Source organism: Pantoea sp. X85 (assembly GCF_029623675.1).
Classification (GTDB): domain Bacteria; phylum Pseudomonadota; class Gammaproteobacteria; order Enterobacterales; family Enterobacteriaceae; genus Pantoea; species Pantoea leporis.
In genome coordinates, this window is sequence record NZ_CP121108.1 from 1,638,439 (window position 1) to 1,663,048 (window position 24,610).

Below are 24,610 nucleotides of genomic sequence, written 5' to 3' on the forward strand. Positions count from 1 at the left end.
CTCGCGATTACACAAGGCGATACCTTGACACGTTTGACCCTGGCAGTTGATGCCATGGGCGGGGACTTCGGTCCTTGCGTGACAGTGCCTGCAGCCTTGCAGGCACTGGCCTCTCATTCGGAGCTGGTTCTTCTTCTGGTCGGCGATCCCGACATCATCTCGTCATTTCTTGCCAAAGCGGATTCCTCGTTACAGAGGCGTGTGCAGGTTATTCCTGCCGAATCGGTTATTGCAAGTGATGCCAAACCTTCTCAGGCGATTCGTAACAGCCGCGGCAGTTCCATGCGTGTGGCGTTAGAGTTGGTCAAAGAGGGGAAAGCACAAGCCTGTGTCAGTGCGGGAAATACCGGCGCACTGATGGGCCTGGCGAAAATGCTATTAAAACCGCTGGATGGCATTGAGCGTCCGGCGTTGATGACGGTGTTGCCGCATCAGCAGCATGGCAAAACGGTGGTGCTGGATCTCGGCGCTAACGTTGAATCCGACAGCGCCATGCTGGTGCAGTTTGCCATCATGGGCGCAGTGATGGCCGAAGAAGTATTGGAGATCGCCCAGCCGCGTGTTGCGCTGCTGAATATTGGTCAGGAAGAGACCAAAGGATTGGAAACAATCCGCGCCGCATCTGCGGTGCTGCGAGCGTCACCGCAAATCAACTATATTGGATATCTTGAGGGGAACGATCTCCTCACCGGCAAGACGGATGTGCTGGTTTGTGATGGCTTCGTTGGTAACGTCACGTTGAAGACCATGGAAGGCGTGGTAAGAATGTTCCTCTCTCTGATTAAATCGTCAGAGGAAGGAAAAAAACGGGCCTGGTGGCTAACATTGCTGGGACGCTGGATTCAAAAGCGTCTGGCGAAGCGTTTCGGCCATCTCAACCCCGACCAGTACAATGGCGCTTGTCTGTTAGGATTGCGCGGGACAGTGATCAAAAGCCACGGTGCGGCGAATCAACGTGCATTTGCCGTGGCGATAGAGCAGGCAGAGCAGACGGTGCGAAAGCAAGTCCCTGAAAGGATTGCGGCGCGCCTTGACACTGTATTAGCCAGGAGTGACAAAGCGTAGATGTTTACCAAAATTATCGGTACGGGCAGCTATTTGCCTGAGCAGATTCGCTCCAATGCGGATCTGGAAAAAATGGTCGAGACGACGGACGAGTGGATTGTCACCCGTACCGGCATCCGTGAGCGTCGTATTGCCGCTCCGGAAGAAACCGTTGCTACTATGGGCTTCACCGCAGCACAGCGCGCGTTGGAAATGGCGGGTGTGAATGCGAGCGAAATTGGCCTGATCATTGTGGCGACCACCTCTTCCAGCCATGCCTTCCCAAGTTCAGCATGCATGATCCAGCAAATGCTGGAGATTAACGATTGCGCTGCCTTCGATTTGGCCGCTGCTTGTGCGGGCTTCACCTATGCACTGAGCGTTGCCGATCAATACATTAAAAATGGTGCGGTAAAACATGCGCTGGTGATCGGTGCAGACGTGCTGGCACGTACGCTCGATCCTAACGATCGCGGCACCATCATTCTGTTTGGTGATGGCGCGGGCGCGGTGGTGCTGAGTCAAAGCGAAGAGCCAGGCATCCTTTCTACCCATCTGCACGCCGACGGCCGTTACAGCAAACTGCTGACGCTGCCGTATCAGGATCGTGCCCATCAGGATGAGCCTGCTTATCTGACGATGGCGGGGAATGAAGTCTTCAAAGTGGCCGTGACTGAACTGGCGCACATTGTGGATGAAACTCTGCAAGCCAACAATCTTGATCGTGAAATGCTCGACTGGCTGGTGCCGCATCAGGCGAATCTGCGCATTATTAGCGCAACCGCCAAAAAGCTCGGTATGGGCATGGAGAAAGTTGTGGTCACGCTGGATCGTCACGGTAATACCTCGGCCGCGTCAGTGCCAAGTGCACTTGACGAAGCGGTGCGCGATGGCCGTATCAAGCCGGGACAACTGATTCTGCTGGAAGCCTTTGGTGGCGGTTTCACCTGGGGTTCTGCGCTGGTTCGCTTTTGATTGACAGGAACGAAAGATGACGCAATTTGCTTATGTTTTCCCAGGACAGGGATCGCAGACCGTCGGCATGTTAGCCGAGCTGGCCGCTGAAAACCCGCAGGTTGAAGCCACTTTCCGTGAAGCTTCTGACGCACTGGGTTATGACTTATGGCAGCTGGTCCAGCAGGGACCAGCTGAAGAATTGAATAAAACCTGGCAGACACAGCCTGCGCTGCTGGCGGCTTCTGTTGCCATCTATCGCGTATTGCAGAGCAAAAATGCGGTGCAGCCAAGCATGATGGCCGGTCACAGCCTTGGTGAATACTCAGCGCTGGTTTGTGCCGGTGTGCTGAATTTCGCTGACGCCATTAAATTGGTTGAGCTGCGCGGCAAACTGATGCAGGAAGCGGTACCGGAAGGTACTGGCGCTATGCAGGCGATTATCGGCCTGGATGATGCATCCATCCGTAAAGCCTGTGAAGAGAGCGCTCAAGGCCAGGTGGTTTCACCGGTTAACTTCAACTCGCCGGGCCAGGTGGTTATCGCGGGCAACAAAGAAGCGGTTGAACGTGCGGGTGCAGCCTGTAAAGCTGCCGGTGCCAAACGTGCATTGCCGCTGCCAGTCAGCGTGCCATCGCACTGTGCGTTGATGAAACCTGCTGCCGATAAGCTGGCAGTAGCGCTCGAAGCGATCACCTTTAGTGCGCCTTCGGTGCCGGTGGTGAATAACGTCGACGTGAAGTGTGAAACTGAAGGTGCTGCGATTCGAAGTGCGCTGGTCCGTCAGCTGTATAGCCCCGTGCGCTGGACCGAATCGGTCGAATTTATTGCTGCGCAGGGCGTTGAGCAGCTGCTGGAAGTCGGTCCAGGTAAAGTTCTGACCGGTCTGACCAAACGTATTGTGGATAGCCTGAGTGCCGCTGCGGTGAACGATTCTGCTTCACTGAGCGCTGCACTTACCCAGGAATAAGAGGAAAAACATGAGCTTTGAAGGTAAAGTAGCGCTGGTTACCGGTGCAAGCCGTGGAATTGGTCGCGCCATTGCGGAAACGCTGGCTGCGCGCGGTGCCAAAGTGGTGGGAACCGCCACCAGTGCAAGCGGTGCGGAAGCAATCAGTGCTTACCTCGGCGACAAGGGCAAAGGCCTGCTGCTGAACGTTACTGATGCCGCCTCAATTGAGAGCGTCCTCGAACAAGTTCGCGCCGAATTTGGCGAAGTGGACATTTTAGTCAATAATGCAGGCATTACGCGTGACAATCTGTTGATGCGCATGAAAGACGATGAGTGGGCGGATATCCTTGATACCAACCTGACATCTGTCTTCCGTCTTTCTAAGGCGGTTATGCGTGCCATGATGAAAAAACGCGTGGGCCGTATCATTACCATCGGTTCTGTAGTTGGGACCATGGGTAACGCGGGTCAGGCAAACTATGCGGCTGCAAAAGCAGGTTTGATTGGCTTTAGCAAATCACTGGCGCGAGAAATTGCGTCACGTGGCATTACTGTAAACGTCGTGGCTCCGGGCTTTATCGAGACGGACATGACGCGTGCACTGAACGAAGATCAACGTTCGGGTATTTTGGCAGAAGTTCCCGCAGGTCGTTTAGGTGACCCGCAGGAGATTGCCAATGCTGTTGCATTCTTAGCCTCTGACGAAGCAGCCTATATCACGGGTGAAACGCTTCATGTCAATGGCGGCATGTACATGGTCTGATAATCACGAAAACATTTGCTTTATCTACGGTAAACACCGCAGAATAACGCAAAATCGTGGTTCGACCAGCCGGGATTTTGTTGCATCTTTTTCAACATTTTATACACTACGAAAACCATCGCGAAAGCGAGTTTTGATAGGAAATTAAATAGTATGAGCGATATCGAACAACGCGTTAAGAAAATCGTAGCTGAGCAGCTGGGTGTTAAAGAAGACGAAGTGATTAACACTGCTTCTTTCGTTGAAGACCTTGGTGCAGATTCTCTTGACACCGTTGAGCTGGTAATGGCTCTGGAAGAAGAGTTTGATACTGAAATTCCAGACGAAGAAGCTGAGAAAATCACTACCGTTCAGGCAGCGATCGACTACATCACTAGCCATCAAGGTTAATGAATATCTTCAGGCGGTCACCTCGACCGCCTGAGTTTTATGTTTGCCCCACATAGCGTTATTTTTTCCCTCCCTGGAGGACGTGCGTGTCTAAGCGTCGTGTAGTTGTGACTGGTCTTGGCATGTTGTCTCCTGTCGGCAATACCGTAGAGTCTACCTGGAGTGCTCTCCTTGCCGGTCAGAGCGGCATTAGCCTGATCGACCATTTTGATACTAGTGCCTACGCAACGCGTTTTGCGGGCTTAGTAAGAGATTTTAATTGCGATGATTTCATCTCGCGCAAAGATCAGCGCAAGATGGATGACTTCATCCAATACGGCATCGTTGCTGGTATTCAGGCTATGGCAGACTCCGGTCTGGTCGTAACCGATGAGAATGCTGGTCGCATTGGTGCGGCAATCGGTTCTGGTATTGGCGGACTGGGTTTAATCGAAGATAACCACAGCTCGCTGGTCAACGGTGGACCGCGCAAAATCAGCCCATTCTTCGTGCCTTCAACCATCGTCAACATGGTTGCTGGTCATCTCACCATCATGTACGGCCTGAAAGGTCCAAGCATCTCTATCGCAACTGCCTGTACGTCTGGTGTGCACAACATTGGTCATGCAGCGCGTATCATTGCGTATAACGATGCTGATGTGATGTTGGCCGGTGGTGCGGAGAAAGCCAGTACGCCACTTGGTGTCGGTGGTTTTGGTGCTGCTCGTGCGCTCTCCACGCGTAATGACAATCCTCAGGCGGCAAGCCGTCCGTGGGATAAAGATCGTGACGGTTTCGTGTTGGGTGACGGTGCTGGCATTGTCGTACTGGAAGAGTACGAACACGCTAAGAAACGTGGTGCGAAGATTTATGCTGAGATCATTGGTTTCGGCATGAGCAGCGATGCTTACCACATGACGTCACCTCCGGAAGACGGTTCAGGTGCAGCTGCGGCGATGGTTAACGCGCTACGTGACGCGCAGCTGAACGCTGAGCAGATCGGTTATGTCAACGCGCATGGCACCTCGACGCCAGCCGGTGACAAAGCGGAAGCGCAGGCGGTAAAATCGGTGTTTGGTGCGGCAGCTCACAGTGTGATGGTCAGCTCTACCAAGTCGATGACTGGCCACCTGTTGGGTGCGGCGGGTGCAGTAGAAGCGATTTATTCGATTCTGGCGCTGCGCGACCAGGCGATTCCACCGACCATCAACCTCGACAATCCTGACGAAGGTTGCGATCTGGACTTCGTGCCGCATACGGCGCGCCAGGTCAGCGGACTGGAGTACACCTTGTGTAACTCCTTCGGATTTGGCGGCACTAACGGCTCGCTGATCTTCCGCAAGGTTTAATCGCTCCTCAGCCATACAGAGGCCCGCAATGCGGGCCTTTTTTATATTTTTAACGGGCTAATCAAGGCGGACAGCATGTGGATAAACGGCATACCGCAAACCGAGCTTTCAGCACGCGATCGCGCAGTGCAATTTGGTGATGGCTGCTTCACCACCGCCGCGGTGATTAACGGCCATGTTGTGATGCTGGATGCGCATCTGCAGCGGCTCAAAGAGGGCTGTGCAAGGCTAATGATGGATGCGCCGGATTTAGTTCAGCTCGCTACAGAAATGCATAATGCCGCTGCGGGACACACACAGGCGGTGCTGAAGGTGATCGTGACGCCGGGCGCAGGCGGACGCGGTTACAGCCGCGCAGGCTGCCACTCACCTACGCGCATTCTTTCGCTCTCGCCGTGGCCGCAGCATTACGCCACGTTGCAACAGCAGGGCGCTGTGCTCCACACCAGCCCAATACGTCTGGCGCGCAATCCGTTGCTGGCCGGCGTAAAACACCTAAATCGCCTTGAGCAAGTGCTGATTCGCCAGCATCTTGACCAGACGGGCGGTGACGAGGCGCTGGTGCTTGACACTGGCGGGACGGTGGTGGAATGCTGTGCGGCCAATTTGTTCTGGCGTAAGGGCAACAATGTTTTTACGCCGCAGCTTGAGCAGGCTGGCGTGGATGGCATTATGCGTCGTTATCTGATGGCGCAGATGGCCGCAAATGGCCAGACTTGTCAGCTGATTGATGGCAGCAGGGACAACGTATTGAACGCCGATGAAGTGGTGATATGTAACGCCCTGATGCCCGTTTTACCCGTGCGACAAATTGACGACGTTTCATTTACCGCACGCTCGCTGTACCAGCAACTGCGCGCCAGTTGCCCGACGATGGAAGTATCATGACTCGAATGAAAAAAATTCTCGCAGGCGTTGTCGTTGTCGCAGGACTCACCGCCGCCTTTGGCTATTGGCAGATTGAACGTTTAGCTGATACGCCCTTAACACTGCAACAAGAAACCATTTACACCTTGCCCGCTGGCAGCGGTCGCGTGGTACTGGAAGCGCAACTGGAAAGTCAGAAGATCATTCCGCAAAGTATCTGGTTTGGGCCGCTGCTGAAACTGGAACCGGAACTGGCACGTTTTAAAGCCGGTACCTATCGCCTGGAAACCGGCATGACGGTGCGCCAGCTGCTGCAACTGTTGGCCAGCGGTAAAGAAGCGCAGTTCCCGGTGCGTTTTATTGAAGGGTCGCGTCTTACCGAGTGGTTAGCCGAGCTGCGCAAAGCGCCATACCTGAAACATACGCTGAGCGACGATCAATTTGCCACCGTTGCCGCCGCGCTTAAGCTTGATGTTGGCCAGCTGGAAGGCGGTTTCTATCCGGATACCTATCTCTATACCGCCAATACCAGCGATGTGGCGCTGCTGGAGCGTGCCCACGCGCGCATGAACAAGCTGGTCGATGAGATTTGGCAGGGACGTATGGAAAATCTGCCTTATAAGAAAGCGCAGGACATGGTCACCATGGCGTCGATCATTGAGAAAGAGACCGGCGTGAGCGAAGAGCGCGCGCGCGTGGCGTCGGTGTTCATCAATCGACTGCGGACCGGAATGAAGCTGCAGACCGATCCCACAGTGATTTACGGCATGGGCGACAGCTACACCGGCACGCTAACGCGTAAAAATCTGGAAACGCCGACCGACTACAACACTTATACCATTAGCGGTTTACCGCCGGGGCCGATCGCGATGCCGGGCCGTGCTTCACTGGAAGCGGCTGCGCATCCGGAAAAAACCAATTACCTCTATTTTGTCGCGGATGGCAAAGGTGGACACACCTTTACCACCAATCTGGCCAGCCACAACAAAGCGGTGCAGGTTTACCGGCTGGCAATGAAGGAAAAAAATGAAAAGTAAGTTTATCGTCATTGAAGGCCTGGAAGGTGCAGGCAAAACCACCGCACGCGATGCGCTGGTTGCCGTGCTGCATGAGCACGGGATTAATGATGTCGTCTTCACGCGCGAGCCCGGCGGTACGCCGCTGGCGGAACAATTGCGTATATTGGTCAAGCAGGGCATAGACGGCGAGCAGGTGACCGATAAAGCCGAGCTGCTGATGCTGTACGCGGCGCGCGTGCAGCTGGTAGAGAACGTCATCAAACCGGCGCTGGCACGCGGTGCCTGGGTGGTGGGCGATCGCCACGATCTCTCTTCCCAAGCCTATCAGGGCGGCGGACGCGGACTGGATGCGCAACTGATGACCACGCTACGTGATGCGGTGCTGGGCGATTTCCGTCCCGATCTCACACTCTATCTCGACGTCACGCCAGAAATTGGACTGCAACGCGCCCGCGCACGCGGTGAGCTGGATCGCATTGAGCAGGAATCATTGCGCTTCTTCGAGCGTACGCGTGAACGCTATCTGACCTTAGCTGCTCAGGATCCCTCGATACTCACCATTGATGCGACGCAAAACATTGCAAACGTGACATCGTCACTTCAACGCACCTTGCGTAGCTGGCTGGCAGGCCAATCCGCATGAATTGGTATCCGTGGTTGAATCAGCCTTATCGACAAATCATCGCCCGCCATCAAAGCGGCCAGGCGCATCACGCGCTGCTGGTACAAGCCATTGCAGGCATGGGTGACGATGCGCTGATCTGGGGCGTGAGCCGTTGGTTGATGTGTTTACAGCCGGAAGGATTGAAAAGTTGCGGCCATTGCCACGGTTGCCAGTTAATGCAGGCGCACACGCATCCCGATTGGTATCGCCTGGAAGCCGAAAAGGGGAAATCTTCGCTCGGTATTGATGCTGTGCGTGACGTCACTGAAAAGCTGTATCACTTTGCCCAGCAGGGCGGCGCAAAAATCGTTTGGTTGCCCGATGCGGCGCAGCTGACGGAAGCCGCCGCCAACGCATTATTGAAAACGCTGGAAGAACCACCGGCCAATTGCTGGTTTTTCCTCAGCGTGCGCGAACCTTCACGCTTGCTGCCTACGTTGCGCAGTCGCTGCATGACGTGGCATCTGTCGCCGCCGGAAGAGGCGCATAGTTTGCAATGGCTGCAGAAACAGCAACCGCAGCCGGAAGAGAAGCTGCGCGCTGCCTTGCGTTTGAGTAATGGCGCACCCGCCGCCGCCTTGACGCTGTTGCAGCCCGAGCGCTGGCAGGCGCGTGAAACGTTGTGTGAAACGCTGATTAAAGCGCTCAACGGCGATGTGCTGCAGCTGTTACCCGCGCTAAACAGCGAAGATGTGGCCGTACGTCTCAGTTGGCTGATTTCACTGCTGGTGGATGCGATGAAAGTGCAGCAGGACGCAAGTCAGTGGCTAAGCAACGGTGATCATCCGGATGTGGTCACACAGTTGGCGCAAAGAATGAACAGCAGTGCGCTCAACAGCAGCGCGCAGCAATGGATGCAGTGTCGCGAACAGCTGTTACATGTCGCCGCACTCAATCGAGAATTAATGTTGACCGATCGTTTACTCGCCTGGGGACGTTTACTGGCTCCGGCAACGGTCGGCTAAGCGAAAAGAGAGCTCTATGTTTATTGTCGATTCCCACTGCCATCTCGATGGCCTCGATTATGAAAAGCACCATCGCGATCTGGATGATGTCATCGCCAAAGCGGCGGCGCGCGATGTGAAGTTTATGCTGGCGATTGCCACCACCTTGCCGGATTACTACAAAATCAAACAGCTGGTGGGCGATCGTGAAAACGTCGCGCTGGCTTGTGGCGTCCATCCGCTTAATCAGGAAGCGCCGTACGACGTCGAAGAGTTCCGCCGTCTGGCCGCAGAGGATCGCGTGGTCGCGCTGGGTGAAACCGGGCTGGACTATTTCTATCAGCAGGAAACCAAAGCGCAGCAACAAGCTTCGTTTCGTGAGCACATTCGTACCGGCATTGCGTTAAATAAACCGATCATCGTGCACACGCGTGATGCGCGTGAAGACACGCTGGCGATTCTGCGCGAAGAGCAGGTAGAGAAGTGCGGCGGCGTGCTGCACTGTTTTACCGAAGATAAAGAGACCGCCGCCAAATTGCTCGATCTCGGTTTTTACATCTCTTTCTCCGGCATTCTGACCTTCCGCAACGCCGAACAGATCCGCGATGCGGCGCGCTACGTGCCGCTTGATCGTATGCTGGTGGAAACCGATTCGCCGTATCTGGCGCCGGTACCGCACCGTGGTAAAGAGAATCAGCCGGCGTATACGCGTGATGTGGCGGATTACATGGCGGTGTTAAAAGGCGTTGATATCGAAACGCTGGCCGCTGCCACCACCGAAAATTTCTCCCGCCTGTTGCACATCCCGATGAGTCGCCTCGGCGGCTAAACGCTTTATTTCAAACGCTGTAATTAATCAAAAATCACTCTACTGCACTGCGTCTTACGGGACGCAGGCAGTGTTTTATTGCTGTTTATTAGTGCAAGTCAGTAAGAAATGACTGAAAGGAAAGGGACGTCCTTAGCGAAATGTGATGGCCGTCAATTTAACAATTAGCGATTTATTTTACTCTTCGTAATAAATCAAAAGACGCTCAGCGTCACCCCGGCGAAGGATCCTCCCCCTAAGCCATGCGCACTGCGCAAAAAATTGCACTCATACTCAGGAGTTTCTATGTTCAAGAACGCATTTGCGAACCTGCAGAAAGTAGGTAAATCGCTGATGTTGCCGGTATCTGTTCTGCCGATTGCCGGTATTTTGTTAGGTGTTGGTTCTGCAAACTTCAGCTGGCTGCCGGAAGTGGTTTCCCACGTCATGGCCGAAGCGGGTGGTTCGGTGTTTGCCAATATGCCGCTGATCTTTGCGATCGGTGTGGCGCTTGGCTTTACCAATAACGACGGTGTTTCCGCGCTGGCGGCCGTGGTTGCCTATGGCATCATGGTGAAAACCATGGCGGTGGTTGCACCGCTGGTGCTGCATATGCCTGCCGGAGAAATTGAGGCTAAGCATCTTGCAGATACCGGTGTGCTCGGCGGAATCATCGCCGGTTCCATCGCGGCGTATATGTTTAACCGCTTCTATCGCATCAAACTGCCTGAGTATCTCGGCTTTTTTGCCGGCAAGCGCTTTGTGCCGATCATCTCCGGTCTGGCGGCGATTTTCACCGGTGTGGTGCTGTCATTCATTTGGCCGCCAATCGGTACGGCGATTCAGGAATTCTCACAATGGGCAGCCTATCAAAACCCAGTCGTCGCCTTTGGACTGTACGGTCTGATTGAGCGTTCGCTGGTGCCGTTTGGTCTGCACCATATCTGGAACGTCCCTTTCCAGATGCAAATTGGTGAGTTCACCAATGCCGCAGGTCAGGTATTCCACGGTGATATCCCACGTTACATGGCAGGCGACCCAACCGCAGGTAAATTGTCTGGCGGCTTCCTGTTCAAAATGTATGGTCTGCCAGCGGCAGCGATTGCGATTTGGCATACGGCTAAACCAGAAAACCGCGCCAAAGTGGGCGGTATTATGATCTCCGCCGCGCTGACCTCGTTCCTGACCGGTATCACCGAGCCAATCGAGTTTGCCTTCATGTTCGTGGCGCCGATTCTGTATGTGATCCACGCGATTCTGGCGGGTCTGGCCTTCCCAATCTGTATTCTGCTGGGGATGCGTGATGGCACCAGCTTCTCACACGGTTTGATCGACTTTATCGTGCTGAGCGGTAACAGCAGCAAAATCTGGTTGTTCCCGATTGTGGGTATTATCTACGGCCTGATTTACTACACCGTATTCCGTTTCCTGATTGTGAAACTGAATCTGAAAACCCCTGGCCGTGAGGAGACCGCGATGGAGCAGAGCAGCGCAACCAGCAGCGAAATGGCAGGTAAACTGGTTACCGCGTTTGGTGGTAAAGAGAACATCACTAACCTTGATGCCTGTATCACGCGTCTGCGTGTCAGCGTGGCGGATGTCGGCAAGGTTGATCAGGCTGAACTGAAAAGCCTCGGCGCGCGTGGTGTGGTGGTAGCAGGTTCAGGCGTTCAGGCGATTTTCGGCACCAAGTCCGATAACCTGAAAACCGAAATGGATGAGTATATCCGCAGCATGTAACGGAAAAAGGCGGGCAGAGCCGGTGCGATGAAGCGGCGTCAGATCGTAAAGACGCCATAAACCATCCCTGGGGCTCGGCCCAAGCCATCCATGGCTTGGGACGCTTTACTCCTCTGCCGCCGCTTCAACGCACATTACTTACTGTGCGTAAAAATGCCCTCAAATGAGGGCATTTTTTTATTTACAGATAAACCCGCAAATACTCCGTCAAACACAGCAGCGCCATGGCCTGACCATACGGCATCGAGGTGAGCGGTATCTGGCGGTAGTACGCCAGATCGCTGCCCATCGCTGTTCCGAACGACACCTGCTTCAATTCCCCATTCTCATCGATATTGCCGATCACGCCGCGCAACGCTTTCTCCGCCAGCGGCAAATATTCGGGCGAAAGATAATGTTTGCGCACCGCTTTAAGAATGCCATAGGCGAAACCGGCGGTGGCGGAGGCTTCCGGATAACTGTTGGGATCGTCGAGCAAGGTGTGCCACAAACCGCTGCTGTGCTGACAGGCGCTCAGCGCCTTCACCTGGCTTTCCAGCACCTGTTGCAGGAAACGGCGCGTGGCATGCTGTTCCGGCCAGTTCATCATCTCGATGAAATCAGGAATGACTATAGTCAACCAGCTGTTGCCGCGTGCCCAACGTGCATTGGCAAAATTGTGCCGTCCCTCAAACGTCCAGCCGTGGAACCACAAACCGGTTTGGCGATCCATTAAGTATTGGGTATGAATCAGGAACTGATAACTGGCTTCTTCGACAAACTCCGGACGATCCAGCAGCTGACCAATCTTTGCCAGCGCCATCACGCTCATCATCAAGGTGTCATCCCACAGCTGCTGGGTATTTTCGTTGTTGTAGACGATGTGCTGCAAGCCGCCTTGCTCGGTGCGCGGCATCTCATACATCACCCATTCAGCCCAACGCTCCAGCACCGGCCGCCACGCAGCATTTCGCGTCTCTTCATAGCGATACGCCAGCGTCAGGAACGGGCAAACGGTATTGACGTTCTTGGTTGGCGTACCTTCCGCCAGGCGCGTGCTGAACCAGTCATCGATAATCTTCAGCGTCGCTTGATCGCCGGTTTGCTGATAGTAGTGCAGCATGCCGTACAAGCCGATGCCATGCGTCCACTCCCAACCGGCCCAGCCTTTGGTATCGATCACGCGGCCATCATCGAGGCGCAGCAAAAACTCGCCGCTGTGATCGGTAATATTCACCAGATTATGGGTTAGCCGCTGAATCAACTGCACCAGCTCAGTACGTGGCAACAGATATTCAGGCTGGCGCAGTAACGCGCTGTGCTTTACAGGAAATACAGTCATGGTTCATTCCTATCGTTAATCAGGGTAGAGAGAGAAGGTAAAGATCGTGGCTGCGTCGGCAGCGGCGGTGCGGCAGGCTTATGACGGTTGAGATACCCGACGTTGTTATTGCCCCACAGATTTTCATACGGCATGCCCGCCAGCATTTCGACCACTTCACGCGCCTGTGGCGAAATACGCTCTGGCACCACGCGTCCGGCTTCGCGCATTTTCAACGTCTCTTCGCGCAGCACGGTGTGGGTTTGCAGATTGAGTTTAAAGCGCAGTGAAATAATGAAGCCGCAGGCCAGCACACAGAGCGTGCCCACGCTGAGGATCGCCAGGATGGTATGGCCGACAGCCGGCACCTGCGTGGCCTGGCCGGAAGAGAAGCCCGCCAGCTGCAACACGATACCGACGAACATCACCGCACCCGCTTGCGAGGCTTTGCGCGTCAGCGTCATGATGCCGGCAAAAATGCCTTCGCGACGTTGGCCGGTAATCACTTCATCGACGTCAGCGATATAGGTGTAAGTATTCCACGGCACATAGTTGATGCCGCCGCGACCAAGACCGGCAAGACCGGAAATCAGTACCAGCAGAGCGAAGTTGTCGTTCATGCCGCTGTACCACAATCCGGCGTAGGAGAGGGCGCTAAGCCCAAACAGCACCACCACCATACGGTATGCGGGCGCAGGCCCAAGGCGGATACACAGCGGAATCATCGCCATCACCGCAATAAACTGCATCACCGCCATGGTGCCCATCAGGTTGGAGGCGATCTGCGCGCTTTGCATCAGCACAAATACCACATACCAGGTGAACACCGCGTTAAAAACGTCCTGCGCGATATAGCCGCCGAGATACATGCCCAGATGCTGGCGGAAAATACGAATGCGCAGCGTTGAGGCCAGCTCGGTGTAGAGGCGCTTCAGGCTCTGTAGCAAGGTCAGCTGTGATTTTTCCTGCTCGGCGCGGCGCGATTCGGCAGAGAAATCGTCAGGATCGCGTTCCCAGGTAAACAGCCACACCAACGTTAATACCAGCGCACAAATCACCGAGAACACCAGGCTGGCGTAGAAGAAGGAGATCGGATTCTCTTTGCCAAACCAGCCAATCAGTATGCCCGGCAGGAACGCTGCCAGAATGGCCGACAGCTGCGCCAGGCCAATACGCGCGCCAGAGAAGCGGGTTTTCTGTTTGAAATCATCGGTCATCTCCGGTACCAGCGTTTCGTAAGGCACCAGAATCATGGTGTAGACCATATCGAACAGCAGATAAGTCAGCAGATACCACCAAAAACTCATGTCGCCAACCCACATCAGGCTGTAGCTGAACACGCACGGAATACCGAGCAGGATAAAAAATTTGCGGCGGCCAAAGCGCTTGCCGAGCCAGGTCGAACCGAAGTTATCGGTCAGGAAACCCATCAGCGGGCTCACCACCGCATCCAGTACGCGGGCGGCGGCGAAAATGAAGGTCGCCTGAATCGGCGAGAGCCCACAAAAGGTGGTGTAAAAGTAGAGCAGCCAGGCGGCGGTTAGCGCCGTGGTGCCTGCACCGAGGAAATCCCCGGACCCATAGGCCAGATAATGGCCCAGGCCAATCTTACGAGAGCGCATGGCAGGTTCTCCTTGAATTAGTCGGTAAACACATCCCTCATCACTCCGTACAACTTGCGCGGATTGGATTGAAAGTAGAGCGGCTTAAGCTGGCAAACCTTCGTGATTTCGCAATGACCTGCAGGTGAGTGGCAAAATCACAAAGAAAAAGGCGTGATATCTCTAATTTATAAAACAGCGTTTCATTTTTGTGGTTAATGAGAGGTTAGAAATGCGAGCTGCAGCACAATGCGTGGCGAAGTGAGAAAACGGCTTAAAGGCAGCCATTTAATGCAGGAATTGTGGTCCTGAGGTTGAAAGAAATGGAATTCCTCACGCATACTGCCTGACTGAACTCAGGCTTAAGGAAATGCACCATGGCTGAAGAAACCATTTTCAGTAAAATCATCCGTCGCGAGATTCCCGCCGACGTGGTTTATCAGGACGAACTGGTCACCGCCTTCCGTGATATCGCGCCCAAAGCGCCTACCCATATCTTGATCATCCCCAACGTATTGATTCCCACCGCCAATGATGCGCAGCCCGCACACGAGCAGGCGCTGGGCCGGATGATCATCGTGGCCGCCAAAATTGCCCGTGAAGAAGGCATTGCCGAAGATGGCTATCGTCTGATCATCAACTGCAACAGCCATGGCGGTCAGGAGGTTTATCACATCCATATGCATTTGGTTGGCGGTCAGCCGCTGGGCCCGATGCTGGCCAGCTAACTCAGGCGGACAACGTGATGCGTCAATGGCTGAGTGGCTTGCTGTTGCTGACCCTTGCAGGTTGCAGCAGCGATAAGCCGATGATTAATACCTCGCAGTCGCTGGTGATGGAATCGGCGGTGTTATCCGCGGGCATTATTACCGATGATCCGAAGTTGACCGAACAAGATGGTCAGCAGCGTGCCATGAGCATGTTGTACAACCAGCGTGAAACGCCGGTGAAAGTGCACTATCGTTTCTATTGGTACGACGACAAAGGATTGGAAATCACGCCGGAAGAGCCGGCGCAAAGCCAAATCGTTCCGGCGCACGGCAGCGTAGAAGTGGCCTCACAAATGGGCAATCCGACCGCCAGTAAGGTGCGTCTCTATCTTTATCTTTGAGGAGTAAGCTGTGATTCGCAGTGTAAAACGTTCGGGCGCGTTGTTATTTGCGCTAATGCTCACCGGTTGTGTGGTGCAACAACAGACGCCGGCACCGGTAGAACCCACGCAGCCGACTACGCCCACTCAGCCGGTTGAACCTACGCCGCAGCCAGTGCCGCCGCCGCAAACCGTGCCGCAGCCACCAAAGCTGAAAACCATTAACTGGGATGCCAGCGTCCAGCCGTTGGTCGGCAAGATGGTGCAATCTTCAGGCGTGAATCCGGGCAGCGTGCTGCTGGTGGATCGCATCAAGAACAGTACTAATGGCGCGCTGCAAACCGACAAAGCCACCGATGCGATTCAGAATGCGCTGGCCAACAACGGCAAGTTCACGCTGATCACCCCAGAACAGCTGGCGCAGGCCAAGCAAACGCTGGGCTTGTCGCCGGATGACAGCCTCAACTCGCGCAGTAAAGCGATTGGCCTGGCGCGCAACGTTAACGCGCAGTATGTGCTCTACAGCAATGCGCAGGGCGATGTGAAATCACCGACGCTGCAAATGCAGCTGATGCTGGTACAAACCGGTGAAATCATCTGGTCAGGAAACGGTGTTGCTCAACCCTGATCCACAGCTGCAAAACCTGCTTCAGCAACAATGGCCGACGGCGCAAGCTGCCGGTCATTTTTTCGCGCTGCCGGGACTGAGCGGGCAAAGCGTGCGCGTGCAGATGCCGCAGGGCGAATTGCTGGCGCGACGAGCGCCGCCGCAGCCGATCCCGTTTGTCGATCGCCAGCGCGAATACCGCATTCTGCAGCAGTTCCGGCATGCACAGCTGGGGCCGCAGCCGCTGGCGTGGCGCCATCCCTGGCTGCTGCAAAGCTGGCTGCCGGGCGAGGTGCTCACCTCCGCGCAGTTTAACGCGCAGCGGCAGGCGATTGTGGCGCTGCTGCAGCGTCTGCATCAACAGCCGCTCACCGGCTACCGTTTACAATTAGCCCCGCTGCTACAGCGCTATTGGCAGCTTTGCCGGCAGCGTCACTGGCGCTGGCAGCGTCGTCTGCAACGCTTATTACAGCAGGGCGAACCGCAGCCGCTGCGCCTGGCACCGCTGCATATGGATGTCCATGCCGGCAACCTGATTGCCACGCCGGAAGGTTTACGCTTGATCGACTGGGAATATGCCGCCGACGGCGATGTGGCGCTGGAGCTGGCGGCGGTGTGTGCGGTTGATGGCGATACGCGTTCTGCGTGGATTGCCGATTACGCCGCGCGCGCGCAACTGGATAAGCCAGCACTGGCATGCCAGATGCAGCGCTGGCAACCATGGCTGCAGCTGTTGATGGCCAGCTGGTATCAGCTGCGTGCCGAGCAGAGCCAGGATGACACCTTACTGCAGCTGGCGCAGGCTAGCTGGCACGACCTTTAACTCAGGATTTTAATCATGACCATGAACACACCCGGACCGCTGATGCTCGACGTCGAAAGCTATGAGCTGGACGCCGAAGAACGCGAAATTCTGCAGCATCCGCTGGTGGGCGGACTGATTCTGTTTGCCCGCAACTTCCACGATGTCGAGCAGTTGGCAGAGCTGGTGCGCCAGATTCGCGCGGCATCGCGTCATCGTCTGGTGGTGGCGGTGGATCAGGAAGGCGGTCGCGTGCAGCGTTTCCGCGACGGCTTCACGCAGCTGCCGGCGATGCAATCCTTCGCCGCGCTGCACGATCTCAATAGCGCGGGTGAACTGGCGCAGCAGGCGGGCTGGCAGATGGCGTCGGAAATGATCGCCATGGACATCGACATCAGTTTCGCGCCGGTGCTCGATATTGGTCACATCAGCGCGGCGATCGGCGATCGTTCATTCCATGAAGATCCGGCCATCGCCCTACAGGTCGCGCGACGTTTTATCAACGGCATGCATGAAGCCGGCATGAAAACTACCGGCAAACACTTCCCCGGTCACGGTGCGGTCAGTGCCGATTCGCATAAAGAGACGCCGCGCGACAACCGCGATGCCGCCACGCTGCGTCAGCATGACATGGCGATCTTTAAGCAGTTGATCGACGAGCAGCTTCTTGATGCGGTGATGCCGGCGCACGTTATCTATACTGAGGTGGATCCGTTGCCTGCCAGCGGTTCACCGTATTGGCTGCAAACCGTATTGCGCCAGGAGCTCAGCTTTAACGGCGTGATTTTCTCCGACGATCTGTCGATGGAAGGTGCCGCGGTGATGGGCAGCTACGCCGAACGCGCGCAGCAGTCGCTGAATGCCGGTTGCGATATGATCCTGGTGTGCAATCAACGCGCGGGCGCGGTGAGCGTGCTGGATAACTTGACGCCGATCGGGGCAGAGCGCGTGACGCAGTTATACCATCAAGGGCGTTTTACCCGTCAAAGCCTGCTGGCAAGCGAGCGCTGGCGGCAAAATCAGCGTCAGTTAAGCGCGTTGCAAGAGCGCTGGCTGGCGCACAAAGCCTCGGGCAGATAAGCATCGCTGCCCGGATTTCACTCCACGCTGAGGATAATCATGATCATCTATCTGCACGGTTTTGATTCCAACAGTCCGGGCAACCATGAAAAGGTGCTGCAGCTGCAGTTTATTGACCCGGACGTCAGATTAGTCAGCTACAGCACCCGCCATCCCAAACACGACATGCAGTTTCTGCTGAAAGAGTGCGACAAGCTGCTGCAACAGGGCGACGATGCGCATCCGCTGATTTGCGGGGTTGGGCTGGGGGGTTATTGGGCCGAACGCATTGGCTTCCTGTGCGGCATGCGTCAGGTGATCTTCAATCCAAATCTGTTCCCGTTTGAGAACATGGAAGGCAAAATCGATCGCCCGGAAGAGTATCTCGATATCGCCACTAAGTGCGTCAACGATTTCCGCGAAAAGAACCGCGAAAAGTGTCTGGCGATTTTGTCTCGACAAGATGAAGCGCTGGATAATCAGCGCAGCGCGAAGTACCTGCAGCCGTTCTATGAAATCATCTGGGATGACGCAGCCAGCCACAAATTCAAGAACATCGCGCCGCATTTGCAGCGCATCAAAGCCTTCAAACTCCTCGCCTGACCGTCCGCGCGCCGTGTGATGCGGCGCATAAAATGTGTAACAATCTGATAATGCAGCTGAAAGATTGATGTACATCAATTTTCTTATGTTATGTCTTTGACGCCGTGATATTCTGCCCTCAGCTCGCGATTTAACGTCGCCAACCCTATGTTTATTAAGGTTTTTATTAACCATTAATTAACTATTGGTTTACAACTTTGAGGGGGTCCTTGTTGACTACATCTATGGAAAAAATCGTTATCATCGGCGGTGGTGCTGGCGGCTTAGAGCTGGCAACGCAGCTCGGTCACAAGCTGGGACGCAAGAAGAAAGCCGAGATCATCCTGGTCGATCGTAACCACAGTCATCTGTGGAAACCGCTGCTGCATGAAGTGGCAACCGGTTCGATGGACGAAGGGATTGATGCGCTAAGCTATCTGGCGCACGCGCGTAATCACGGCTTCCAGTTCCAGCTGGGATCGCTGACGCAAATCAATCGTGAAAACAAAACCCTTGAGCTGGCCGAAATCCGCGATGCGGAAGGCGCACTGTTAGTGCCGCAGCGTGAGCTGGCCTACGATCGTCTGGTCATCGCGCTTGGCAGCACCTCAAATGACTTCGGCACGCCGGGCGTAAAAGATCACTGCATCTTTCTCGACAACCCGCATCAGGCGCGTCGTTTCCACAACGAAATGCTCAACCTGTTCCTGCGTTTCTCGGCCAGCGAAGGCAGCCTGGAAAAAGTCAACATCGCCATTGTCGGCGGCGGCGCCACCGGCGTGGAACTCTCTGCAGAGCTGTATAACGCGGTGAAACAGCTGCACAGCTACGGCTACAAAGGTCTTGATAGCAGCTCGCTGAACGTCACGCTGGTGGAAGCCGGTGAACGCATTCTGCCGGCGCTGCCAGCGCGTATCTCGGCGGCGGCGCATCAGGAGCTGACCAAACTTGGCGTACGCGTGTTGACGCAAACCATGGTCACCAGCGCCACCGAAAATGGCTTGAATACCAAAGGCGGCGAATTCATTGATGCCGATCTGATGGTGTGGGCGGCCGGTATCAAGGCGCCAGACTTCCTGAAAGAGATTGGCGGTCTGGAAACCAACCGCATCAATCAACTGGTGGTAAAAGAGACGCTACAAACCACGCTGGATGACGACATCTACGCCATTGGTGATTGCGCCTCCTGTGCGCTGCCGGGGGGCGGATTTGTACCGCCGCGCGCGCAGTCAGCACATCAAATGGCGTCGCGCGCGCTGGAGAACATCCTTGCACAGCGTAAAGACAAACCGTTGAAAGCCTATGTTTATAAAGATCACGGTTCGCTGGTGTCGCTGTCGCGCTTCAGCACCGTCGGCAGTTTGATGGGTAACCTGATGCGCGGATCGATGATGGTGGAAGGGCGCATTGCACGTTTCGTCTACATCTCTCTATATCGTATGCACCAGATTGCGCTCCACGGATACTTCAAGACCGGTCTTATGATGCTGGTCGGCAGTCTTAACCGCGTCCTGCGTCCGCGTCTCAAGCTGCACTGATGATTTTCGGGCGGTGAATGCCGCCCTACGCCACACCAGCTGCCGTAACCCGCTGAAAACTGCACGTTCAGCTTTAGGTTACGGCACTATTTCATCCGCTCTCGGAACTCTCCTAAAAGCTGGCCCTGATGGGTTTCCGCTGCGTTTCCTCCATTAATCTGATGTTGCAATTACGGTCCATCTGTAAAACTTATCACCAACAAACACGGCGCGGCGCGCACGCCGGTTATGCCTCGGCTACACAGGATCTGGTAGCGGCAGGAATGCGCGGTAACAACCTTCAGGAGGATATTCCTGTGAATAAATCAATGTTAGCGGGTATCGGTATCGGCGTGGCAGCAGCGTTAGGTGTTGCCGCAGTCGCCAGCATGGATGTTTTCGATCGCGGCCCGCAGTTTGCACAAGTCCTGTCGGCGACGCCGATTAAAGAGAGCATCAAGCAGCCGCGACAGGAGTGTCGCAATGTGACGCTGACCCATCGTCGTGCGGTCCAGGATGAGAATCGCATTGCCGGTTCGGTGCTGGGCGCGGTAGCCGGCGGCGTGTTGGGCCATCAGTTTGGTGGTGGACGCGGACGCGATGTGGCTACGGTAGCGGGTGCGTTAGCTGGCGGTTACGGTGGTAATCAGGTGCAGGGTGCGTTGCAGGATCGCGACACGTACACCACCAACGAGCAGCGTTGCAAAACGGTATATGACAAACAGGAAAAAATGCTGGGTTATGATGTGACCTATAAAATAGGCGACCAGCAGGGCAAAATCCGCATGGAAAACGACCCTGGTACCCGCATTCCGCTCGACCGTAATGGTCAGCTGATCCTCAATTCAAATCAGGCCTAATTGGGCAAAGATGCATCACAGCAGCAGTAACGAAAAAAGCGCCGCAAGGCGCTTTTTTTTATGTGTGAGATCCTCAACGCGCACGGATTCGTAGCGGCGCAATTTGTTGCGCATCATCAATGGCGCACGGAGTCAAAGGCGCGCGATGAATCGCGCCGCTACGATTCCATGCGGATATCCACTAAACCCGGTTTTTCGCCAGCTCGCTAACAAATCCCTGCACCCACTCCATACGGATTTTCCGGTCCGCCATATCGCGGGTGAACTTCAATCGCGTTGGGCCATCCAGCTTCCATTGCTGAGGATCTTTCTGCAGCAGGCCAATCAGCCAGCCCGGATCAACCTGATTCTGCGGCGCAAACTCGAAGAATCCGCCTTTGTCGCTGGCTTCAATCTTACGAATCCCCAACTCGCGCGCCACTAAACGCAGCCCGGCAACATCCAGCAGATTACGCGCGGCATCCGGCAGCTTGCCGAAGCGGTCAATCATCTCAACCTTCAGTTCCGCCAAATCCTGCTCATCGGCGGCGCTGGCCACGCGCTTGTAGAGCGACAAGCGGGTATTCACATCCGGGATAAAATCATCCGGCAGCAGGGCAGGCATACGCAGTTCAATTTCGGTTTGATTGCTGGTGAGATCTTCCAGCGACGGCTCGCGTCCCGCCTTCAGCGCATCGACCGCGTTCTCCAGCAGCTCCATATACAGCGTGAAGCCGATGGTTTCCATTTGGCCGCTCTGATCCTCGCCGAGCAGCTCACCCGCGCCGCGGATCTCCAGATCGTGGGTTGCCAGCGCAAAACCGGCGCCAAGATCTTCCAGCGACGCGATAGCTTCCAGACGTTTTTGCGCATCAGTGGTCATCGCTTTTGGATGCGGCGTCAGCAGCCACGCATAGGCCTGATGGTGCGAACGTCCCACGCGGCCACGCAGCTGATGCAGCTGCGCCAGACCAAAGTGGTCAGCGCGTTCGATGATAATGGTGTTGGCGCTGGGTACGTCGATACCGGTTTCGATGATGGTGGTACACACCAGCACGTTAAAGCGCTGATGGTGGAAATCATTCATCACCCGCTCGAGATCGCGTTCGCGCATCTGACCGTGACCAATGGCAATGCGCGCTTCCGGCACCAGATCGGCCAATCGCTGCGCCGCTTTCTCGATGTTCTCTACGTCATTGTAGAGATAGTAAACCTGGCCGCCGCGCAGCACTTCACGCAGGATTGCCTCGCGCACCACCAGGCTGTCGTACTCACGCACAAAGGTTTTCACCGCCATGCGTCGTGCCGGTGGCGTGGCAATAATCGACAGATCGCGCATGCCGCTCATCGCCATATTCAGGGTGCGCGGAATCGGCGTGGCGGTGAGCGTCAGGATATCGACATCGGCGCGCATCGCCTTGATCCGCTCTTTATGACGCACGCCAAAGCGGTGCTCTTCATCGACAATCAGCAGGCCGAGATCGTGCCACTTCAGGTCGTTCGACAGCAGCTTATGGGTGCCAATCAGAATATCGACTTTGCCCTCGCGCGCCTGTTCCAGCACCTGACTCTGCTCTTTGGCGGTGCGGAAGCGCGACAGCATTTCAATGCGCACCGGCCAGTTAGCGAAACGATCGCGGAAGTTGTCGTAATGCTGCTGCGCCAGCAGCGTGGTGGGCACCAGCACCGCGACCTGTTTGGCGTTCTCAACCGCCAGAAACGCAGCGCGCATCGCCACTTCGGTTTTACCAAAGCCGACGTCGCCGCACACCAGACGATCCATCGCCAGCGGCTGACACATGTCGCTCAGCACCGCGTTGATCGCCTGGCCTTGATCCGGCGTGGTTTCAAACGGGAAGCCTTCGCAGAACAGCTGATACTGATCGCGGTCGTGCTTAAAGGCAAAGCCGGTTTTGGCTGCGCGCTGAGCGTAAATATCCAGCAGCTCCGCCGCCACGTCGCGCACTTTCTCAGCGGCTTTCTGCCGCGCGCGTGACCAGGCATCGCTGCCAAGTTTATGCAGCGGCGCGTTTTCATCCGCGCCACCGGCATAGCGGCTAATCAGATGCAGTGATGAAACCGGCACGTATAGCTTAGCGTCGCCCGCATAGGAGAGCATCAGATATTCAGCGACGATGCCGCCGGCTTCCAGCGTGGTCAGGCCGATATAACGCCCAACGCCGTGCTCCAGATGCACCACCGGCTGGCCAGGATGCAGCTCGGCGAGGTTGCGGATCAGCACATCAGGATTGATGGTGCGGCGATTATCCTGGCGACGACGACTGACGCGCTCGCCAAGCAGATCGCTTTCGCAAATCAACGCCAGCTGGCGTTGCGTATCGATAAAGCCGCGCTCGCTGGCGCCAATCATCAGGCTAAGCGGCTGATTGGCGGCCTGATCAAAGTGATCGATAGCCTGTGGACGCAGTTTAATGCGCGCCAACAGCTCTTGCAGGCTTTCACGGCGGCCTTCACTCTCAACCGAGAAAATCACCTGACCGCTGAATTGTTCAAGGAACTGACGCAGCAGATCGAGTGGCGCTTTGGCCTGCGCCTGCACCGTCAATTCCGGCAGCGGCTGATAACCGAGATTGGTATTCGCTGCTTTTTCCGGCAGCGTCTCGCTGCTTAACTGCATGCGCGGCCAGGCTTTCAGTTCGCTCATCAGCGTGTCGGGACGCAGCCACAGCGTGACCGGCTCCAGCAGCGGGCGCATCGGATCGATACGGCGATTCTCAAAGCGCGCGTTGGCGTCAAGCCAGAAGCGCTCGGCGCTGGCCAGCAAATCGCCGCTGTTGAGCAGCAGCGTATTGGCGGGCAGATAGCTGAACAGCGTCGGCAACGCCTGCTCAAAGAACAGCGGCTGCCAGTATTCGATACCGGCGGGCAGCGTGCCTTTGCTCACCTGCTGATAGACATGCTCCGGCTCGCGCCGTACGTCAAAGGTTTCGCGCCAGCGGCTGCGGAACAGCTCGATGGCGGCTTTATCCGTGGGGAATTCATGCGCCGGCAACAGGTTGATGGCGTTGACCGCCTCCAGCGTGCGCTGCGTATCGACGTCAAACAGACGCAGGCTGTCGATCTCATCGTCAAAGAAGTCGATGCGATAAGGTTGGTCGCTGCCCATCGGGAACAGATCGAGCAGCGCACCGCGCGTGGCGTATTCACCGTGCTCCATCACCTGATCGACGTGACGATAACCGGCCTGCTCCAGCTGATCGCGCAGCGCATCGCGCGACAGCTTTTGCCCTTGCTGCATCACCAGCGCATGGCCGTGCAGGAAGCTGTGCGGACACACGCGCTGCATCAGCGTGTTGACCGGCATAATCAGCATCCCGCGCGTTAAGTTGGGCAGTTGATACAGCGTGGAGAGGCGAGCTGAGATGATGTCCTGATGCGGCGAGAAGCTGTCGTAGGGCAGCGTTTCCCAGTCAGCGAGATGGGTGACCGGCAGATCGGTGAACTGGCGAATCTCCTCCTGCAGACGCAGGGCAGATTGCATATCCGGGGTAATCATCAACACCGGACCGCTGTGGCGTTCGGTGATGCTGGCGCACTCAAGCGCTTGCGCGGCGCCGACGAGCTGGCCGAGCTGGCGATGGTCGCCGGCTTTGACTGGCAGGGTATAACGACTCTGTTCCGACATGGGATCTCGACATTCTCTCCTTGGATTACAGGGCGTCATCATTCCATAATCCGCCCTGAGGATCATCTGTCGTGGTGCGATTTCTCACACTTTT

23 protein-coding genes are annotated in these 24,610 nt (G+C 55.8%); 20 read left to right on the forward strand and 3 right to left on the reverse strand.

Annotated elements, in window-relative coordinates:
• Nucleotides 1-24 precede the first annotated feature (24 nt).
• The 12 genes from plsX to ptsG all read left to right on the forward strand — a co-directional run bounded on the left by plsX (nt 25) and on the right by ptsG (nt 11,473).
• Entirely contained in the window at nt 25-1,065 is a 1,041-nt protein-coding gene (plsX, locus tag P6287_RS07605) for a phosphate acyltransferase PlsX (protein ID WP_008103068.1), read from the forward strand.
• Nucleotides 1,066-2,019 carry a beta-ketoacyl-ACP synthase III gene (locus tag P6287_RS07610; RefSeq protein WP_110865925.1) on the forward strand — a complete coding sequence of 318 codons (954 nt, stop codon included), beginning with the start codon at nt 1,066-1,068 and terminating at the stop codon, nt 2,017-2,019. It abuts the gene before it with no gap.
• Between the two features lie 16 nt (nt 2,020-2,035).
• Complete coding sequence (gene fabD / locus P6287_RS07615; protein WP_110865926.1) at nt 2,036-2,968, forward strand: ACP S-malonyltransferase; 933 nt, start codon at nt 2,036-2,038, stop codon at nt 2,966-2,968.
• A 10-nt stretch (nt 2,969-2,978) separates the two neighbouring features.
• Nucleotides 2,979-3,713 (forward strand): 3-oxoacyl-ACP reductase FabG, encoded by a 735-nt coding sequence (gene fabG, locus P6287_RS07620; protein ID WP_007885776.1) that lies wholly within the window; start codon nt 2,979-2,981, stop codon nt 3,711-3,713.
• Nucleotides 3,714-3,866: 153 nt separating this feature from the next.
• A complete protein-coding gene (gene acpP, locus P6287_RS07625; RefSeq protein ID WP_101760835.1) occupies nt 3,867-4,103 on the forward strand; it encodes an acyl carrier protein in 237 nt (78 codons plus the stop codon).
• 86 nt (nt 4,104-4,189) lie between these two features.
• Entirely contained in the window at nt 4,190-5,431 is a 1,242-nt protein-coding gene (fabF, locus tag P6287_RS07630; protein ID WP_101760834.1) for a beta-ketoacyl-ACP synthase II, read from the forward strand.
• Nucleotides 5,432-5,506: 75 nt separating this feature from the next.
• Nucleotides 5,507-6,319 (forward strand): aminodeoxychorismate lyase, encoded by an 813-nt coding sequence (pabC, locus tag P6287_RS07635; RefSeq protein WP_277974735.1) that lies wholly within the window; start codon nt 5,507-5,509, stop codon nt 6,317-6,319.
• Entirely contained in the window at nt 6,316-7,335 is a 1,020-nt protein-coding gene (gene mltG / locus P6287_RS07640; protein ID WP_277974736.1) for an endolytic transglycosylase MltG, read from the forward strand. The genes pabC and mltG overlap by 4 nt, the downstream gene beginning before the upstream one ends.
• Nucleotides 7,325-7,960, forward strand: coding sequence for a dTMP kinase (tmk, locus tag P6287_RS07645; RefSeq protein WP_192234285.1), 636 nt, complete (start codon nt 7,325-7,327; stop codon nt 7,958-7,960). The genes mltG and tmk overlap by 11 nt, the downstream gene beginning before the upstream one ends.
• Nucleotides 7,957-8,946: a DNA polymerase III subunit delta' gene (gene holB, locus P6287_RS07650; protein ID WP_277974737.1), complete on the forward strand. Its 990-nt coding sequence runs from the start codon at nt 7,957-7,959 to the stop codon at nt 8,944-8,946. Before tmk ends, holB begins: the two co-directional genes overlap by 4 nt.
• 16 nt (nt 8,947-8,962) lie before the next feature.
• The gene (locus tag P6287_RS07655; protein ID WP_192413657.1) at nt 8,963-9,754 is read left to right on the forward strand and encodes a metal-dependent hydrolase; all 792 of its coding nucleotides are present in this window, start codon (nt 8,963-8,965) and stop codon (nt 9,752-9,754) included.
• Between the two features lie 285 nt (nt 9,755-10,039).
• Nucleotides 10,040-11,473 (forward strand): PTS glucose transporter subunit IIBC, encoded by a 1,434-nt coding sequence (ptsG, locus tag P6287_RS07660; protein WP_277974738.1) that lies wholly within the window; start codon nt 10,040-10,042, stop codon nt 11,471-11,473.
• 181 nt (nt 11,474-11,654) lie between these two features.
• On the opposite strand, the gene P6287_RS07665 is transcribed toward ptsG, so the two are convergent.
• Complete coding sequence (locus tag P6287_RS07665) at nt 11,655-12,794, reverse strand: glycoside hydrolase family 88 protein (protein ID WP_277974739.1); 1,140 nt, start codon at nt 12,792-12,794, stop codon at nt 11,655-11,657.
• Nucleotides 12,791-14,395: an MFS transporter gene (locus tag P6287_RS07670; RefSeq protein ID WP_277974740.1), complete on the reverse strand. Its 1,605-nt coding sequence runs from the start codon at nt 14,393-14,395 to the stop codon at nt 12,791-12,793. The genes P6287_RS07665 and P6287_RS07670 overlap by 4 nt, the downstream gene beginning before the upstream one ends.
• Nucleotides 14,396-14,751: 356 nt before the next feature.
• On the opposite strand from P6287_RS07670, the gene hinT reads away from it, so the two are divergent.
• The 8 genes from hinT to P6287_RS07710 all read left to right on the forward strand — a co-directional run bounded on the left by hinT (nt 14,752) and on the right by P6287_RS07710 (nt 20,891).
• Entirely contained in the window at nt 14,752-15,102 is a 351-nt protein-coding gene (gene hinT, locus P6287_RS07675) for a purine nucleoside phosphoramidase (RefSeq protein ID WP_137385568.1), read from the forward strand.
• 17 nt (nt 15,103-15,119) lie between these two features.
• Complete coding sequence (locus tag P6287_RS07680) at nt 15,120-15,485, forward strand: YcfL family protein (RefSeq protein WP_110865934.1); 366 nt, start codon at nt 15,120-15,122, stop codon at nt 15,483-15,485.
• A gap of 10 nt (nt 15,486-15,495) precedes the next feature.
• Entirely contained in the window at nt 15,496-16,092 is a 597-nt protein-coding gene (lpoB, locus tag P6287_RS07685; protein WP_101760823.1) for a penicillin-binding protein activator LpoB, read from the forward strand.
• Nucleotides 16,079-16,894 (forward strand): thiamine kinase, encoded by an 816-nt coding sequence (thiK, locus tag P6287_RS07690; RefSeq protein WP_277974741.1) that lies wholly within the window; start codon nt 16,079-16,081, stop codon nt 16,892-16,894. Before lpoB ends, thiK begins: the two co-directional genes overlap by 14 nt.
• A gap of 15 nt (nt 16,895-16,909) precedes the next feature.
• Complete coding sequence (nagZ, locus tag P6287_RS07695; protein WP_222233264.1) at nt 16,910-17,953, forward strand: beta-N-acetylhexosaminidase; 1,044 nt, start codon at nt 16,910-16,912, stop codon at nt 17,951-17,953.
• A gap of 39 nt (nt 17,954-17,992) precedes the next feature.
• The gene (gene ycfP, locus P6287_RS07700; RefSeq protein WP_277974742.1) at nt 17,993-18,535 is read left to right on the forward strand and encodes an alpha/beta hydrolase YcfP; all 543 of its coding nucleotides are present in this window, start codon (nt 17,993-17,995) and stop codon (nt 18,533-18,535) included.
• Between the two features lie 212 nt (nt 18,536-18,747).
• Entirely contained in the window at nt 18,748-20,052 is a 1,305-nt protein-coding gene (locus tag P6287_RS07705; RefSeq protein WP_277974743.1) for an NAD(P)/FAD-dependent oxidoreductase, read from the forward strand.
• A gap of 296 nt (nt 20,053-20,348) precedes the next feature.
• A complete protein-coding gene (locus tag P6287_RS07710; protein ID WP_007885735.1) occupies nt 20,349-20,891 on the forward strand; it encodes a glycine zipper 2TM domain-containing protein in 543 nt (180 codons plus the stop codon).
• A gap of 181 nt (nt 20,892-21,072) precedes the next feature.
• Here P6287_RS07710 and mfd read toward each other — a convergent pair whose 3' ends face one another.
• On the reverse strand, nt 21,073-24,516 hold the full coding sequence (mfd, locus tag P6287_RS07715; protein ID WP_222181813.1) for a transcription-repair coupling factor: 3,444 nt from the start codon (nt 24,514-24,516) through the stop codon (nt 21,073-21,075).
• Nucleotides 24,517-24,610: the final 94 nt, after the last annotated feature.

Excerpts from the sequence above, each read along its gene's own strand:
- P6287_RS07610 (WP_110865925.1), top strand. The coding sequence starts at position 1,066 with ATGTTTACCAAAATTATCGGTACGGGCAGCTATTTGCCTGAGCAGATT.
- fabD (WP_110865926.1), top strand. The coding sequence starts at position 2,036 with ATGACGCAATTTGCTTATGTTTTCCCAGGACAGGGATCGCAGACCGTC.
- fabG (WP_007885776.1), top strand. The coding sequence starts at position 2,979 with ATGAGCTTTGAAGGTAAAGTAGCGCTGGTTACCGGTGCAAGCCGTGGA.
- acpP (WP_101760835.1), top strand. The coding sequence starts at position 3,867 with ATGAGCGATATCGAACAACGCGTTAAGAAAATCGTAGCTGAGCAGCTG.
- pabC (WP_277974735.1), top strand. The coding sequence starts at position 5,507 with ATGTGGATAAACGGCATACCGCAAACCGAGCTTTCAGCACGCGATCGC.
- mltG (WP_277974736.1), top strand. The coding sequence starts at position 6,316 with ATGACTCGAATGAAAAAAATTCTCGCAGGCGTTGTCGTTGTCGCAGGA.
- tmk (WP_192234285.1), top strand. The coding sequence starts at position 7,325 with ATGAAAAGTAAGTTTATCGTCATTGAAGGCCTGGAAGGTGCAGGCAAA.
- holB (WP_277974737.1), top strand. The coding sequence starts at position 7,957 with ATGAATTGGTATCCGTGGTTGAATCAGCCTTATCGACAAATCATCGCC.
- P6287_RS07655 (WP_192413657.1), top strand. The coding sequence starts at position 8,963 with ATGTTTATTGTCGATTCCCACTGCCATCTCGATGGCCTCGATTATGAA.
- ptsG (WP_277974738.1), top strand. The coding sequence starts at position 10,040 with ATGTTCAAGAACGCATTTGCGAACCTGCAGAAAGTAGGTAAATCGCTG.
- P6287_RS07665 (WP_277974739.1), bottom strand. The coding sequence starts at position 12,794 with ATGACTGTATTTCCTGTAAAGCACAGCGCGTTACTGCGCCAGCCTGAA.
- P6287_RS07670 (WP_277974740.1), bottom strand. The coding sequence starts at position 14,395 with ATGCGCTCTCGTAAGATTGGCCTGGGCCATTATCTGGCCTATGGGTCC.
- hinT (WP_137385568.1), top strand. The coding sequence starts at position 14,752 with ATGGCTGAAGAAACCATTTTCAGTAAAATCATCCGTCGCGAGATTCCC.
- P6287_RS07680 (WP_110865934.1), top strand. The coding sequence starts at position 15,120 with ATGCGTCAATGGCTGAGTGGCTTGCTGTTGCTGACCCTTGCAGGTTGC.
- nagZ (WP_222233264.1), top strand. The coding sequence starts at position 16,910 with ATGACCATGAACACACCCGGACCGCTGATGCTCGACGTCGAAAGCTAT.
- ycfP (WP_277974742.1), top strand. The coding sequence starts at position 17,993 with ATGATCATCTATCTGCACGGTTTTGATTCCAACAGTCCGGGCAACCAT.
- mfd (WP_222181813.1), bottom strand. The coding sequence starts at position 24,516 with ATGTCGGAACAGAGTCGTTATACCCTGCCAGTCAAAGCCGGCGACCAT.